Origin of the sequence: Actinoallomurus bryophytorum (assembly GCF_006716425.1) — a bacterium.
GTDB lineage: Bacteria > Actinomycetota > Actinomycetes > Streptosporangiales > Streptosporangiaceae > Actinoallomurus > Actinoallomurus bryophytorum.
In genome coordinates, this window is sequence record NZ_VFOZ01000001.1 from 4,241,847 (window position 1) to 4,255,993 (window position 14,147).

The 14,147-nt window shown below is 69.7% G+C and carries 15 protein-coding genes; 5 read left to right on the forward strand and 10 right to left on the reverse strand.

Annotated elements, in window-relative coordinates; translation table 11 throughout:
* The first annotated feature begins 195 nt into the window (after nucleotides 1–195).
* Nucleotides 196–1,392 carry a hypothetical protein gene (locus tag FB559_RS20045; protein WP_141957047.1) on the forward strand — a complete coding sequence of 399 codons (1,197 nt, stop codon included), beginning with the start codon at nucleotides 196–198 and terminating at the stop codon, nucleotides 1,390–1,392.
* 76 nt (nucleotides 1,393–1,468) lie between these two features.
* Here the strand turns inward: FB559_RS20045 and FB559_RS20050 are convergent, their stop codons facing one another.
* The 6 genes from FB559_RS20050 to FB559_RS20075 form a co-directional block, all read right to left on the reverse strand.
* Entirely contained in the window at nucleotides 1,469–2,245 is a 777-nt protein-coding gene (locus FB559_RS20050) for a hypothetical protein (protein WP_141957048.1), read from the reverse strand.
* Nucleotides 2,242–2,583 (reverse strand): PadR family transcriptional regulator, encoded by a 342-nt coding sequence (locus FB559_RS20055; RefSeq protein ID WP_141957049.1) that lies wholly within the window; start codon nucleotides 2,581–2,583, stop codon nucleotides 2,242–2,244. The genes FB559_RS20050 and FB559_RS20055 overlap by 4 nt, the downstream gene beginning before the upstream one ends.
* 76 nt (nucleotides 2,584–2,659) lie before the next feature.
* Entirely contained in the window at nucleotides 2,660–3,367 is a 708-nt protein-coding gene (locus FB559_RS20060) for a class I SAM-dependent methyltransferase (RefSeq protein ID WP_141957050.1), read from the reverse strand.
* Between the two features lie 75 nt (nucleotides 3,368–3,442).
* Nucleotides 3,443–4,306, reverse strand: a complete 864-nt coding sequence (locus FB559_RS20065) for a phytanoyl-CoA dioxygenase family protein (protein ID WP_141957051.1) — start codon at nucleotides 4,304–4,306, stop codon at nucleotides 3,443–3,445.
* Nucleotides 4,303–4,911 carry a TetR/AcrR family transcriptional regulator gene (locus FB559_RS20070; protein ID WP_141957052.1) on the reverse strand — a complete coding sequence of 203 codons (609 nt, stop codon included), beginning with the start codon at nucleotides 4,909–4,911 and terminating at the stop codon, nucleotides 4,303–4,305. The genes FB559_RS20065 and FB559_RS20070 overlap by 4 nt, the downstream gene beginning before the upstream one ends.
* A 102-nt stretch (nucleotides 4,912–5,013) precedes the next feature.
* On the reverse strand, nucleotides 5,014–5,706 hold the full coding sequence (locus tag FB559_RS20075; protein ID WP_141957053.1) for an ArsR/SmtB family transcription factor: 693 nt from the start codon (nucleotides 5,704–5,706) through the stop codon (nucleotides 5,014–5,016).
* A gap of 64 nt (nucleotides 5,707–5,770) precedes the next feature.
* On the opposite strand from FB559_RS20075, the gene FB559_RS20080 reads away from it, so the two are divergent.
* A complete protein-coding gene (locus tag FB559_RS20080) occupies nucleotides 5,771–6,292 on the forward strand; it encodes a MaoC family dehydratase (RefSeq protein WP_141957054.1) in 522 nt (173 codons plus the stop codon).
* A 103-nt stretch (nucleotides 6,293–6,395) separates the two neighbouring features.
* Here the strand turns inward: FB559_RS20080 and FB559_RS46245 are convergent, their stop codons facing one another.
* Nucleotides 6,396–7,310, reverse strand: coding sequence for a LysR family transcriptional regulator (locus tag FB559_RS46245; protein WP_185792305.1), 915 nt, complete (start codon nucleotides 7,308–7,310; stop codon nucleotides 6,396–6,398).
* Nucleotides 7,311–7,829: 519 nt separating this feature from the next.
* Between FB559_RS46245 and FB559_RS20090 the strand changes: the two genes are divergently transcribed.
* Entirely contained in the window at nucleotides 7,830–8,669 is an 840-nt protein-coding gene (locus FB559_RS20090; protein ID WP_141957056.1) for a hypothetical protein, read from the forward strand.
* A gap of 55 nt (nucleotides 8,670–8,724) precedes the next feature.
* On the opposite strand, the gene FB559_RS20095 is transcribed toward FB559_RS20090, so the two are convergent.
* Nucleotides 8,725–9,378, reverse strand: a complete 654-nt coding sequence (locus FB559_RS20095) for a TetR/AcrR family transcriptional regulator C-terminal domain-containing protein (protein ID WP_185792306.1) — start codon at nucleotides 9,376–9,378, stop codon at nucleotides 8,725–8,727.
* 135 nt (nucleotides 9,379–9,513) lie between these two features.
* Here FB559_RS20095 and FB559_RS20100 point away from each other — a divergent pair, with 135 nt between their 5' ends.
* Complete coding sequence (locus FB559_RS20100; RefSeq protein ID WP_221640092.1) at nucleotides 9,514–11,055, forward strand: AMP-binding protein; 1,542 nt, start codon at nucleotides 9,514–9,516, stop codon at nucleotides 11,053–11,055.
* Nucleotides 11,056–11,078: 23 nt separating this feature from the next.
* Here the strand turns inward: FB559_RS20100 and FB559_RS20105 are convergent, their stop codons facing one another.
* On the reverse strand, nucleotides 11,079–11,846 hold the full coding sequence (locus tag FB559_RS20105) for an enoyl-CoA hydratase/isomerase family protein (protein ID WP_141957058.1): 768 nt from the start codon (nucleotides 11,844–11,846) through the stop codon (nucleotides 11,079–11,081).
* A 265-nt stretch (nucleotides 11,847–12,111) separates the two neighbouring features.
* Between FB559_RS20105 and FB559_RS20110 the strand changes: the two genes are divergently transcribed.
* The gene (locus FB559_RS20110) at nucleotides 12,112–13,152 is read left to right on the forward strand and encodes a PP2C family protein-serine/threonine phosphatase (RefSeq protein WP_185792307.1); all 1,041 of its coding nucleotides are present in this window, start codon (nucleotides 12,112–12,114) and stop codon (nucleotides 13,150–13,152) included.
* 27 nt (nucleotides 13,153–13,179) lie between these two features.
* On the opposite strand, the gene FB559_RS46250 is transcribed toward FB559_RS20110, so the two are convergent.
* The gene (locus FB559_RS46250) at nucleotides 13,180–14,091 is read right to left on the reverse strand and encodes a LysR family transcriptional regulator (RefSeq protein WP_185792308.1); all 912 of its coding nucleotides are present in this window, start codon (nucleotides 14,089–14,091) and stop codon (nucleotides 13,180–13,182) included.
* Nucleotides 14,092–14,147: the final 56 nt, after the last annotated feature.

Below are 14,147 nucleotides of genomic sequence, written 5' to 3' on the forward strand. Positions count from 1 at the left end.
GAGACCGCCGCCTGGGGAGGGGTGCGGAGTACGGGCCGTCGGTCCAGGTGCGGTCTTGGCCTCGGTTCCTTCCGGGTGAGGCAATAGACGGCCAGGTCACCGGCTCGGCATCGCTCCTGTCCTTGACATTGGTCACGGTGGCTCGACCCGTTTGATTCCGCCCGGAGCCGGCCGATCGGGCCCTAAGGAGCACTCATGAACCTCAAGCATCCGACGGCCGCCCGGATGCCGTCTCGCGCCGTCGTGGCCTGTGTCCTCGCGCTCACCGTGACCGGGGCGGCGCCCTCGGCTTCGACGCGAGCGGCGACCCAGGCCAGGGCGGCCTGCGTCACCACACCGGACGAGTACCAGACCGCATGGAACAACCGTGAGGTTCGATGCGTCTCGCCCTTGCTCTTCGCCACGACACACCCGCGCGGCAGCACGACGATCTATCCCAGCGGCTTCTGGTACGCCTGGGCGGTCTCCAACACCAATCTCGAGCGCTACCTGCTGCTGCGCAGGATCTACGGCGACAATCCTCCGAAGGTCGGCATCGGGATCCTGTCGTACGCGGGGTTTCCGGGCCTGGTGAGCTTCGATGACCCGATGGACCTCGCGGTCTACACCCTGCCCCTGGGTACCCAGGTCCAGGTGCCGAGCTTCGAGACGTGGTTCCGCCTCCTCGACCAGGAGTTCGGCGACACCGGGGCGTACCCGCTCGCGGCCCAGATCGACCTCGTCCTCGCGTACTCCCGGCTCCGCCCGAACGAAGACGTCGTCGGCGCTTTCCAGACGGTGACCGGCTGCCGGCGGGCCGCGCTGCTCAGAGGGCAGGACCTGTCGCCGAAGATCGGCTGTAACCGATCCTTCCTCGGCGCGATCGCGGCCGCGGGCCCCTCCCCGTACACCACCGGCGAGTCGACGTCGTGCTTCCAGAACTTCGCCTCGACCTACCAGGGGCCCAGGAACGCCGCGGCGATGCGCGGAGTGCTGTACCAGTGTCAGGACGTCGGATTCCTCAACACCGGCGTCGGGCTCGGCTACAACACTTACGCGAACCCGTTCGTCTGCAAGCCCGCAGCCAAACAGACGGTCCGGCAGAGGTACACGGGCAGGGAGTTCATCCTCCCGAACATGGCGTTCGACGACCTCCCAAGCCACGTGAACATCGAGCTGGACCTCGGTGAGCCGTTCGAGCGAGGCTTCCTGTTCGCCGGCTACTGCCGGATCGGCCGTGGCGGCGCGGGGTCCGCGTCCGGCTCCGCCTCTGGCCCAGGGAGAGCGGCATCCGTCCAGAACAATGCTCAGGACATGTCGATCGGCGTCGGGCAGCGTACGTCCGCGAGTGATCGGCACTCGCGGCGCACGGTACCCAGACGGCGCGGCAACGGTGGGAAGCGCCGGCCTTAAGCCGAGGTGCCGTCGCGCTGCTGAGCGTGACCCCAACGCCGCCGGCGAGTTCAGCCGATGGCGGCCGGGCGTACGGTCACCCGGGGGGCGACCACGGGCCGGCGGGAGGCCAGGCTCCGTCGTCCGGTGGCTGGGGGCGCCGTGCGCGGACGGCGACGGGCGGCACCATCGGCGGCCAGGAATCGGGGACATGACCCAGGGGCGGCCAGGAGCCGGGTACGACGGCGGCCGGCGCGACGGACGGCGGGAGAGCGACCGGGACTCCGGACGGGCCTTGCGGTGGCCACGCCGGTCCCCACCACATCGATGCGGCTTCGAAGGGTGTGCCGTCCGGGAGGAACTCGTGCTTCTTCAGAGCCAGGCGCCTGTTCCGTTTGTTCAGGGGCGGTATGGGGACCAGCAGGAACACCGCGAGAATGATGGCTATCCACCACCCATTGCCGTGGGGAAGCGGTGAACGGTACGGGATGCCGCGTTGGGCGCTGAAAACCGCGCGTTCGCCGACGAGCACACCGAGGGAGACGGGGTAGCTGAGCAAGGAGAATCCGAAGTTGCTGCGCGCGTAGAACCAGCGGCCGAGAATGTCGTCGCGGGCCCACCAGCGGTACGCATAGGGGAGGCGGGCGCCGGTTCCCCTGTAGAGCAGCCAGCGCCACACCGGTGGGTGGGCGCGCCAGCGGGTCATGAGCCCGCCGCGGATGACGTCCCAGGACTCGCGGATCGAGGGGGTCTCTCTGCCCGGTGTCGCCGCGTCGAGCAGGGTGCCGATTAATTCCTCTCCGCGGGCGGCGCGGTAGCGCGGAGGGTAGGCGCGCAGCAGCGTGAGGCAGCGCTGCTCGTACCGTGTCGTCATGCCGGACTCCCGGAGATCCTCGGGCCGGCCAGTCGCCGGCGGGCCCGCGCGGCCAGCGCGGTCAGTCTGCTGGTCTCGGCCTCAAGGGCCTCGCGGCCGGGACCGGTGAGCCAGTAGTAACGGCGGAACCGGCCCTGTACGACCTCTTCACGGTCGCGCGTGATGAGGCCGTCTTCGGCCAGGCGGTCCAGGGCGCCGTACAGGGTGCCGGGACCGAGCTTGACCCGCCCGTCCGACAGATCCTTCACGGCGGCGATGATGCCGTAGCCGTACAGGGGTTCGGGGGCGAGAGCGAGCAGGATCAGATAACTCTGCTCCCGCATCGGTTTGGCCTCCATGAGACCTAATATGACGTTACGCGATATATAACGCAAGCATCAGGGGCGGCATCGGGCCGCGACAAGGACGCAGGTGTCACTTGCGCGCGAGGACGAGCCCGTACCGCGGGCCGCCGTCCTCGCGTTGGCCGAGAGCCGGCAGGGGGACCGTCGTCACGGTGAACCCGGAGGCGGCCAGGTCGTCGCGGACCGCGTCCAGCCCGCAGGTGCGGTAGTACATGACGAACGGGGGACGCCATAGGGCGTTGCGGGCCCGCATGGCCAGGTCGAATCCGAGCAGCGCCCAGTACGAGCCCGAGGTGATGGGTAGTGGCGCACCGATCGGGAGGGCGAACAGTCCGCCGGGCCGCAGCGCGCGGAACACCCCGGCGAACAGGGCGGGCCGTTCGGCGGGCAGGAAGTGCCCGAGCGCCCCGAAACTGACCGCCAGGTCGAAGGCGTCGGCGAAGGGCAGCGCCCGTGCGTCGGCCCGTACCCACTCGGCGTCCGGGTGTGCGTCGCGCGCCCGCGCGAGCATGCCGGCGCTGAAGTCGACGCCCGTGATCCGTTCCTGGCACAGGGGCGCGAGGACCCGCGTGCCCGCACCGGTGCCGCAGCACACGTCCAGTCCCCGGCCGAACGGGCCGAGTGGCCGCAGCGCGTCGGCGGTCGCGTCGAGGATGCCATCGGGGGTGCGAAATGGCGTGTGGTCGAACTTCGGAGCGAGCAGGTCGTAGCCGTGCTCGACCGACGACAGCGCCTGCATTGCCAGTTCACGCAGAGACGGGCCTTGAGGCGAGAACACGGGCCAAGAGTACTTCCTGATGTCCTAGGTGTATTGACCGTTGGTGACACGCCGGTCTGGGTCTGACGATGCGGGTCAGCGGCGGTCCAGGAGGCGTTTGGGGTGCATACCGTCGACCATGCCGACGAAAGGCGGATAGATGCTGTAGCCGAGCATCCGGCGGAGATCCTCTGAGACCTCACGGACGGCATCCCGGCTGGTGGAGAGGGTGAACGCCTCCTGTGTCCGCAGCCAGGGCTGACAGTATTGGGCGGTGGCGGCCAGGCGTGGTGCGACGGTGCGGTTGGCGCCGCCACCGTGCCAGAGGGTGCCGACGAACAGCCCGCAGGAGCCGGCGGGCATGACGGCGGTCAGGTGGGGGTCTGCGTCGGTGGGGGTTCTGCCGTCCGGCCAGCGGTGACTCCCGGGGAAGAGGACGGTTGCGCCGTTATCGGCGGTGAACTCGTCGATCGCCCAGATGGTGGCCACCGACAGCTCCGGTCGGGGGCGAGGGACCGGATAGAAGCCATCGTCGGGGTGCGGCAGCTGGGGGTCTTCGCCAGGCCGGATGTTGATGATCTGCAACTGGGACAGCAGGTAGTTGGGCAGCAGCAATCGGTCGAGCAGGGCCAGGACGCGAGGGTGGTCAACGAGGCGGTCCACCGAACGGGTCTTGTTGAGCACGCTGTAGATCCGCTGGGTACGGTGGCCCTCGAAGGCGTTGCGCCCGGTCTGGCCAAGCAGCGGCGTGAGTTCGGCGCGAAGATCGTCGCATTCTTGGCGGCTGAGCAGGCCGGTCAGGATGAGGTAGCCGTCGCGTTCGAGTGCGGCCAGGTCGGCTTGGATCTGCCCAGGCTCGACGCCCCGGCCGCCGCCGCCGGTGGCCCGGTGCGTGCGAGCGAGATCTCCGGCCAGATCCTCCAGGCTGTGCACCTCGGGGTTCGCGCCCTGCTCGGTCATGATGTCTCTCCGGAAGTGTTCGCGGCTTCGGCAGCTCCGGCGACGAAGGCCCACAACTCGGCGGCAACTCGTGAGCGGTCGGGACGAGGGGTGCGGGTCAGGACGACCGCGACAGCCATGTGGACGCCGCCAAGGATCGCTGCCACGAGCAACTCGGGGTCTCGGTCGGGGAGTAGATCGCCGTCACGCTGTCCGCGTGCGATGTTGCGGGCGCCCAGCTCAATGGCCTTGTGCAGGCGCTGCGTCTCGATACTTGCCGTCTCGGCGTCGCCGCCCAGCCGACCGAGCACGACGGGGGCGAGCGGATCGTCGTACAGGTGGTCGACCCATGTGGTGACCCGTGCCCGCTCCCTGTCGTACCAGGTGTCGCCGTCGAAGTCCCGGTTGGTCACCGCCTCATCCAGCCGGTCGTAGAAATCGGAAATGACAGCGCTGACCAGGCCGCTGCGGGTGCCGAAGTAGCGGTAGGGCAGGCCGACGCTCACCCCGGCACGCCGCGCCACAGCGGCCACCTCGATGTCGCCGGCCGCGACCATCTCCTCGGCGGCCGCGTGGAGTATCCGCTGCCGAGCCGCCGAGCCCCGTGCGGACCATCGTTCTTCCATGGGCACTGACCCTAAGTTGAGCTCAACTCAATTACAAGGGCCACATCGTCAGGCGCATGCCCGTGGTTCTGGTGACCGCTGCGGCGCGGACGTTCCGGGCCGCTACGTCTCCAGGGGCGGCATGATCGCGAACTGAGCCAGCCGTTCGATGCCGGTTTCGGTGACCGTGAGGGCCCGATCGCGAGGTCGTCGGGCGATCCAGCCGTGCGTGAGCATGGCGGCCAGGAGGGTGGCACCGAGTCGACCGGCGAGGTGCGGTACTCGTTCGGTCCAGTCCAGGCAGCCGCGGGTGGCCGGTCCTGGTCCCGGGGGCAGATCGGTGATGCCTAGCGCGGCCAGGAGTGGATCGCTGAAGTGGTGGACCCTGCCGGTGACCCCCTGTGCGCACGGGTCGACGACACCTGCTGCGGCGAGGTGGCCGGAGACCGCCACGGCGACGCTACCGCCAAGGTGGGCGTAGCAGACGCGGGCTTGTTGCAGCCGCCTGCCGGTGCGGGCCTGACGCATGCTCTCGACCGGTTGTGGCGGGGCGATCGCGGCGAGTGCCTCGACGGCGACGTCGGACGAGGCGAGACGGTGCAGCTTGCGCCGTCCGGCCTGCACGACGGTTACCAGGTTCGCGGTGACGAGTTGATGCAGGTGGGCGGTCGCGGCCGAGTTGGAGATCCGGGCGGTCGCGGCGAGGGCGCTGGCGGTGTGTGCCTGTCCGTCCATGAGGCGTTGCAGCATGGCTGCGCGGGCGGGTTCGCCGATCGCACGCGCGACCGCGCTGAGGTCACAGTCGGAAGCGAACACCGTGGAAGCGTAGCGTCCTCATACTTCGGGTTGGGCTGAAGTGTTGCCGTGCAACGCTTGAGCCATGTCGACCAGGGCCGAGCCGGGCAGCGGTACGCGCACGCTCACCGCAGTGGACTTCTCCGTGGGGATCGACGAGCGCTGGTTCGAGGACTACGCCCCGGGATCGGTGTACGAATACGGCTACGTCAACGTGGTCCGGGAGGAGATGCTGGCTTTCGCGTCGCAGTTCGACCCCCAGCCGATCCACCTGGATGCCGCCTTTGCCGAGCTTGGTCCGTTCGGCGGTCTCATTGCCAGTGGCTGGTACACGGCATGCGTGTTCATGCGGTTGTTCGCCGATCATTACCTGTCGCGGGTAGCCAGTTTGGCGTCACCTGGCGTGGATGAGCTGCGATGGCCGGCACCCCTGCGCGCCGGGGATCAGGTGCGCCTGCGCACCACGATCCTGGCCGCTCGCCCGTCGCGCTCGAAGCCCGACCGTGGAGTGGTGCGGACCCGAGGAGAGCTGATCAACCAGGACGGGCGGATCGTGCTGAACTTGGTGGCGGTGAACCTCCTGCGCCGCCGCATCACCGATCCGTGACGACCGAGGTCCGACGTGCGCCAGCTCATGATCAATCGCAACGGGGGGATATCCGTGCACTACCTTGTCCTCGCCTATGACCAGCCCGGCGGTAAAGGACAACCTAGCGCCGGTGGGGATCGTCCTCGGGTAGCCAGGCGTCCGGGCCGTGGACTCCGAGGTCGCCGACGCCGGTGGTGAGCGCGTCAATGGTGGTCAGGACGGCGGGGCGGGACTCGCCGCGCCGCCAGACGAGGGACCACGTCCAGTAGACCTGGGGTGCGATCAGCGAGCGTTTGGTCAGGTCGGATGGCAGCGTGGCGGTCTGGCCCATGGGCGAGTCGACGATCGGGCGCGGGCTGTTGCGTACGTGGTCGAAGAAGGGCTCGCCGATGATGCCGCAGTCGGAGATGTGCAATGGGTGAGTGCCGGTGTCGCGGGCGAGGCGCTCGGCGTAGGCGTTCCACGACAGCCACGGCGTGTTGTCGTCGGCGATGAGCACGGCGGTGTCGTCCACGCGGACGTCGCCGGCATCGTTGCCGGTCGCGATCGCGAAGAGCCGGACGGCGCGGAGGAGCCGGGCGTTCAGCCCGTACCGCTCCATGTCGCCCGTGGACACCCGGCACACCGCGAGGTCCAGGCTGCCGGTGGAGACCCGCTCCGCCTGAGTGTGGGAAGGGCCGGTCCAAGGGTCGATGCGCAGCTGAACCGTCGGGGAGACGCGCGGGACCACGCCCGCGGGCAGCCAGCTCACGTACCCGATCCAGACCGGTTCGGAGCTGGACATCCGTTTTACCCGGCCCTGGAGGTCATCGGCCTGTTGGAGCAGGGCGCGGGTGTGCGGAAGCAGGGCCGCTCCGGCCGGAGTGAGGCTCACCGAGCGGCGGTCACGGTCGAACAGCCGCACGCCGAGGTCGCGTTCGAGCGCCTTGATCTGCTGCGAGAGGGACGGGCCGGCGATCAACAGCCGCTCGGCGGCACGGCCGAAGCTGAGCTCTTCGGCGACCGCCACGAAGTAGCGCAGCTGGCGAAGCTCCACCCCTCTCACGCTACGTCACTGGAAGGCTGTGCCTACCAGCAGGGAGGAATCATGTCCTGGCGTCACCGCTGGTCAGTCGTGCATTGTGGGTGGCACGGGAACGCCGGAGCATGCCCCCGCCGACTTCTTCCGCCGGTCCCCCCGAGGCGGAAAGACGATCGTGGCCGTGGCGCTCCGCGACACACCCCGCCGGTCGAGGCATGACGGACGACGCTGCCTGACCCACACGCCCCCCTGGAGGCTTCCCGCCGCCGCCCCCGGCGGCCGAGCTGGGAGCCATCCCCTAAAGGCTTCCCGCCGCAGCGACCCCAGCTGCGGCGGGAAGCCGACCAACGATCACGGCGGGACGCCGCTGCCATCGCCCGGACGGGCCGCGGCACCGGGCGCGCGGGCCCGGCCACACGAAGTCGTCCCCTCATGGAACGGCGTGGAACGCCCTCCTTCTGAGGCGCCCTCCACCAAGGCGCCACGACTGCGAGGAGGCAACATGACCACCTATCGATGCGCCGGAGCGCGGACATGATGAGGATGGTGCGGGTCGCCGTCGCGCTGACGACCGCGGTCATGGGGCTCTTCGTCGTCGGGTCCGCCGTGCCGGCATCGGCCGCGATCAACCCGCGGACGCTCACCACGGCGCAGGTAAGGGTCAACGGCGCCGCGCAGGATGGGCTGGCGAGCGGCAACGTGGCCTGCCCGGCGGGCAGCAAGGTCATCGCGGCCGGCCTGGGGCATGCCCGGATGACCGGTCTGATCCCGCGGCCGGACTTCAACGGGGTCATCGCCAGCGGTGCCCCGCAGGGCACCGGCGCGGACCAGTTCATGGTCATCCAGGTGACCTGCGCGCCGAACGACCAGTTGGCCGGTTTCACCCAGAAGCAGGTGATGTTCCCCTTCAGCGGGTCCGTCCTCCGCCGCGGGGTCGTCTCGTGCCCGGCGGGGACGTACGCGATCGGCGGCGGCGGGATGATGTTCAACTCGCGGGGCGGCATCAGCGCGTCCGTTCCGATGGTCGCCAACACGCCCACCGCCGACGGGAGCGGCTGGCAGGTCACAGTGCTGGACGCGATCCAGTCCGACACGCTCACCGTGAGCACGCAGTGTGCGCCGAAGGACACCTCGACCCTGCGTCAGGCCACCTTCGACGTCAACACCGCGTCGAGCAACGAGATCGACTGCGGGATCACCGGGCTGTCGTTCGGCGCCGGCCTGTTGGTGGTGGGTCCTGACGGCACCGAGGCACAGGACGGCTCCCTCACCCAGCTGACCCAGCTCGGCACACGCGGCTGGTTCACCGCGGGCACGTCCCCGACCGCCGGCAGCCGTCTCGTCGTCCGGATCCGGTGCGTGGAGCCGACCTGACGATTTCTACGCGAGCAGGAGCCTCGTCCCGGCCGGGACGAGGCTCCCTCGCCGTTCACGATGGTGTCGAAGCGAAGGGATTGAGTACGAGTGCGACCGCGGCCTCTGTGGTGTTGGTCTGAAAGGCCTCTCCGGTGGCCGCGCGTTGCATCACGACGCCGATGACGGTGGCCCAGAACGCGCGGGCTTCGATGTCCGGCGTGGTACGCAGCGTCCAGTCGTGCCTGCTGAGTGTGTCGCGGGCGGCGCGTTCACCCTCGCGATGCAGGACATCGAACGTCCGGGTGATGGGTTCGGAGAGCTCGGGGTGACGTCCGGCGAGCAGCATCGCTTCGGCGAAGGTGAGCAGGCTGGGCTGGGCGAGAGCCTCGGTGACGATGGCGCGTACGTATTCGGCCGGCGTACGTGCTCTTGCTCCGGCTCGTTCGACCTCGCGTGCGGCGTGGCGTACGTCGTGGCAGGCGGTCTCCACGAACAGGCGGTCTTTGGTGCCGAAGTAGTAGGCGATCTGGCTGGGAAAGACGTCGGCGGCACGGGCGATGTCACTGACGGAGGCTCCGGCGAGTCCGCGCTCGCGGAACAGGCCGGAGGCCGCGGAGAGGATGGCCGCGCGAGTGGAACGACCGGCCTCGCGGGTCGCGCGTTGTGCTGAGCGTGGGGTGCCGGCACCGCGCCGGGGCTCCGCCGCGGCCTGGTTCTCGGTGGCCATGTCCGCCATTGTGTCGTGTCGGCCGACGGTGTCGCCGAAGGGGATCCGCCGACGTGTCGTGCACGGACGGGCATGGGTTGACATTTGATTGGTCGCCATTCAAACTCTACTCATCCGAACTGGGGGAGAAGACAGATGGACGTCGCCATGCATCTGCCGTTGAGCATCGGACAGTTCCTCGCACGTGGTGCCACCGTCCACACCGCCCGGTCCGCCGTCATCGACGATCCGGCCATCCCCGGCGGCCCGTTACCGGACGCGACGTACGGAACGCTGGCCGCTCGCGTCGCCGGGCTCGCCGCCCTCCTGGACGGGCTCGGCGTCGAGCCGGGTCAACGGGTCGCCGTCGTGGCGCACAACTCCGCCCGAGCCCTGGAGCTCTATTACGCCGTGCCCGCCACCGGCCGGATTCTCGTGCCGATCAATTTCCGGCTGGCCCGCGATGAGATCGGCTTCATCGTCCGCCACAGCGGGGCCCGTGTTCTGTTCCACGACCCGGAAGTGGCGGACACGGTCGCCGGCCTCCCCGTCGACCACCTTGTCTCCCTCGGCCGAACGCCCACGCGGGGCGTGGCAACGACCACAGTGGGCCGGTCACCGGATGAGGATTCCGTCGCCACGATCAACTACACCAGCGGCACCACGGCGGCCCCGAAGGGCGTACGCCTGACGCATCGCAACCTGTGGCTGAACGCCGTGACCTTCGCGCTGCACTTTTCGATGACCGAACGCGACGTCTATCTGCATACGGTGCCGCTCTTCCACGCGAACGGGTGGGGCATCCCGTACGCCGCCGCGGCGCTCGGTATCCCTCAGGTCATGTTGCGCAAGGTCGACGGCGCCGAGATCCTGCGGCGCGTGGCCGACCACGGTGTCACGCTGATGGGCGGAGCGCCGGCGGTCCTCGCCGCCGTGCTGGCCGCTGCCGAGACGCATCGAGGTGCCGTGCCCGGCCGCGGCCGGGTGCGCGTCATGTGCGGTGGCGCTCCGCCGCCGCCTTCGGTGATCGCCCGTTTCGTCGAGGTCACCGGATGGGAGTTCGCCCAGGTCTACGGGCTCACCGAGACCGGCCCGTTGCTGACCGTGAACCGGATGCGACCAGAACACGAGGGGTTGCCGCCCGCCAGGCAGGCCGCGCTCCTCGCCGGCCGTACCGGAGCCCCGGTACTGGGGGCCGACCTGCGGATCGCGGCCGACGGCGAGGTTCTCGCACGTGGCCACGGAGTATGCGACGGCTACTGGGAGCAGCCCGAGACGACCGAGGCCGCCCTCGCGGACGGCTGGCTCCGTACCGGCGACGCCGGCCGGCTCGACGCTGACGGTTATCTCACCATCACCGACCGGAAGAAGGACGTCATCATCACCGGCGGCGAGAACGTCTCCGCCACCGAGGTGGAGAACCGGCTGCTGGGCCACCCGGCAGTGTCCGATGCCGCCGTCATCGCCGTCCCCGACCCACGCTGGGGGGAGACCGTGAAGGCGATCGTCATCCTCACCGGCGAGGCGGCTGCCACCGAGGCCGAACTGATCGCGCACTGTCGTGCCGGCCTCGCCCATTTCAAGTGCCCGACCTCGGTCGACTTCGCCGAAGCGCTCCCGCGTACGGTGACGGGCAAGATTCAGAAGTTCATACTGCGCGCTCCGTACTGGAGCGGGCAGCAGCGGAAGGTGAACTGAGGCCGTCCATCGGCACCGTGCGGCTACGGATCCTGGCGTGCGCGCACGGTGCGGTCCATGAAGGACTGGATGCGGCCGTCCGTCGCCCTCGTCTTCCACAGGTCCAGCGTGGTGGTCTCGCTGGCGTCCGCGAGAGCGTCGATGCGCCCGGTCACCTCGGCGTGCCACTGCTTCTTGGTGTGGCGGAAGGTGTCGGCCGGGATCGCCGTGGACAGCCGGTCGGCCACCGACCGGGCGCGGTCGAGCAGGTCGGCCGGGGCGGCGAGCTCGTCGACGAGACCGTGGGATAGCGCCTCGGCCGGTGGGTGGTTGGTCCCGTTCAGGATCGCCCGTCGTGCTCCGGCGGGTCCCAGGGCGAACCGCATGATCTCCAAGGCCGCGGCCGGAAACGGCACACCGACGTACAGCTCGGGGACACCGATGGTGCCGTTCCCGGTGGCCATGATCCGGTGGTCGCACGCCGCGGCCAGCACGCAGCCCCCGGCGATCGCGTGACCGTTGACCGCGGCCACCACCGGCTTGCCCAGGTCGAAGACGGCCCGGAAGGCACCGACCAGCGCAGGCAGGTATTCGGCCACGTAGCCGGTGCCGCCTGCGACGATGCGGTGGAGATCGACCCCGGCCGAGAATGCCCGCCCTGCGCCGGTGAGCACGACGGCCCGTACGTCCTCGATGTCGAGGCGTCGCATCGTCTCCTCGATCGCCTGGCACAGCTCCAGGTCGAGGGCGTTGACCTTGCCGTGGGCCAGCCGTACGTACCCGACCCCATTGACGACATCGACCTCGATCATGGCGTTCCTCCATCCGGCCCTCGACGTTTCGTGAAGTCGATTGGTCGTGAAACGGGCACGAATTCCATGTTCCCGCATATCGGCCGATACGGCCGGGCCAAGGGCCGGAAAACAGGCTCACGAAGACTCCGGCACAGGTCGCAGGCTATTTCCTGTTACCAAATACCCTTTCCGGTGCGTAACATCGGGTTCGATGTACGGGTCAAGGGAGATCGAGCCACGCCGGTCGCGGTTTGCCGCGAAAGCGTCGATATGGGTTGTTCCCTTGTCCGCCCTGGCAATCATCACGGCCGCCGACCTGGCGTTGCGCGGTGGCTCGGGCGTCTGCGTGATGTACGCCGTGGTGCCCGCCCTGGCGCTTCTGCAAGGCGCTGACCAGCGCCGGTTCCATCTGACCGGCGTGGCCGCCTTCTCCGTCTGTTTCCTGCTGGCAGTGATCCGAGGGCGCGAAGACGCGCTGGCCTCCGCCGCCGGTGTCGCCGCCGTGATGGTCGTCTGCGGGATCGGCTGCCTCGGCCGCCTACGTCGTCTGGCCGACACCCAGGCGGTGGCCGAGGTGGTGCAGCGTGCGCTCCTGCGGCCGCTGCCCTCGCGGCTAGGCCCGCTACGGCTGGAGACCCGGTATCTCGCCTCCGCCCCGCAGGCACAGGTCGGCGGCGATGTGTACGACGCGGCCTGGACGCCGTACGGCATCCGGCTCCTGATCGGTGACGTCATGGGCAACGGGCTGGGCACCGTGGAGACCGCCGGGCGGCTGCTCGGCGCCTTCCGTGAGGCGGCCTACGACGAGGAGGACCTGGCCTCACTGGCCTGGCGCCTGCACGTCGGCCTGTCGCGGGACCCCGGGGTGGGGGAGCGCGGGGTGTTCGCGACCGCGCTGCTGGTCAACGTCTCTCCCGCGGGCGATGTCGCCGAAGTGCTGTCCTGCGGTCACCCGCCGCCCCTGCTGCTGCGGAGCGACGGCGGAGTGGAGGAGGTCGAGATCGGGTCGCCGCTGCCGCCACTCGGGATGCTCGAGCTCTCCCAGGAGCACGTCCGGATCGAGGTCGGCCTCCGTCCGGGCGATGGACTGCTGCTCTACACCGACGGATTCACCGAGGCCCGCGACGCGGACGGAGAGTTCTTCCCGCTGGCCAGGCACGCCGCGTGTGGAGAGCCGGAGGATCTGGTTCAACGCCTGGTGGATGACCTGGCCGCGCACGTGGGGGACCGGCTCGGAGACGACGCCGCCCTGGTCATGCTGCGCCGCCACGAGGCCGACGGCATCAAGGTTGACGACCACGTACGGCACAGCGCCACGCCTTAGGAGGCGGGACGGCTCGTGCGGACGCGTCTACCGCTTGTGGGGGTCCCCTTCGGGCAGCCAGGCGTCCGGGCCGTGGATTCCGGCGTCACCGACGCCCTCGGTGAGCGCGTCGACGGTGGCCAGGACGGCGGGCCGGTCCTCCGTGCGCCGCCAGACGAGGGACCAGGTCCAGTAGACCTCGGGTGCGATCACCGGGCGTTCGACCAGGTCGGCCGGTGGCGGTGTGGTCTGACCCTTGGGCGAGTTGACGACCGGGCGTGGGCTGTGACGTACGTGGTCGAAGAAGGCGGCGCCGACGATGCCGGAGTCGGAGACGTGCACCGCCCGCGCGCCGGTGTCGGCGGCGAGACGTTCGGCGAAGGCGTTCCACGTCCAGTACGCGACATCGTCGGCGAGGAGGACGGCGGTGTCCCGGGCCTCGACGTCACCGGTACCGTCACCGGTCGCCAGCGCGTAGAGCCGGTCGGCGCCGAGGAGCCGGGCGTTCAGCCCGTGCCGCTGGAGGTCCTCCACCCCTACCCAGCACACGGCGAGGTCCAGGCTGCCGGCGGAGACCCGGGCCGTCTGCGTGTGTGAAGGAGCGACCCACGGGTTGATGCGCAGCTGAGCCACCTCGGCGGCCCGGGAGGCCAGGTCCGGGGGAAGCCAGTTGACGTACCCGAGGCGGATCGGCTCGGAACCGGACATCCGTGCCGCGCGACTCTGGAGGTCGTCGGCCCGTTCGAGTACGGCGCGGACGTGGGGAAGCAGGGCCGTTCCGGCCGTGGTGAGGCCGACGGAGCGGCGGTCGCGGTCGAACAGCCGCACGCCGAGGTCCCGTTCGAGCGCCTTGATCTGCTGGGAGAGCGAAGGGCCGGCGATCAGTAGCCCCTCGGCGGCGCGGCCGAAGTTGAGCTCTTCGGCGACCGCGACGAAATAGCGCAGCTGACGAAGCTCCACGCTCGCCACACTACGTCGCTGGGAGGCTGGGCCTAACAGCAGGGAGGAACTCTGTC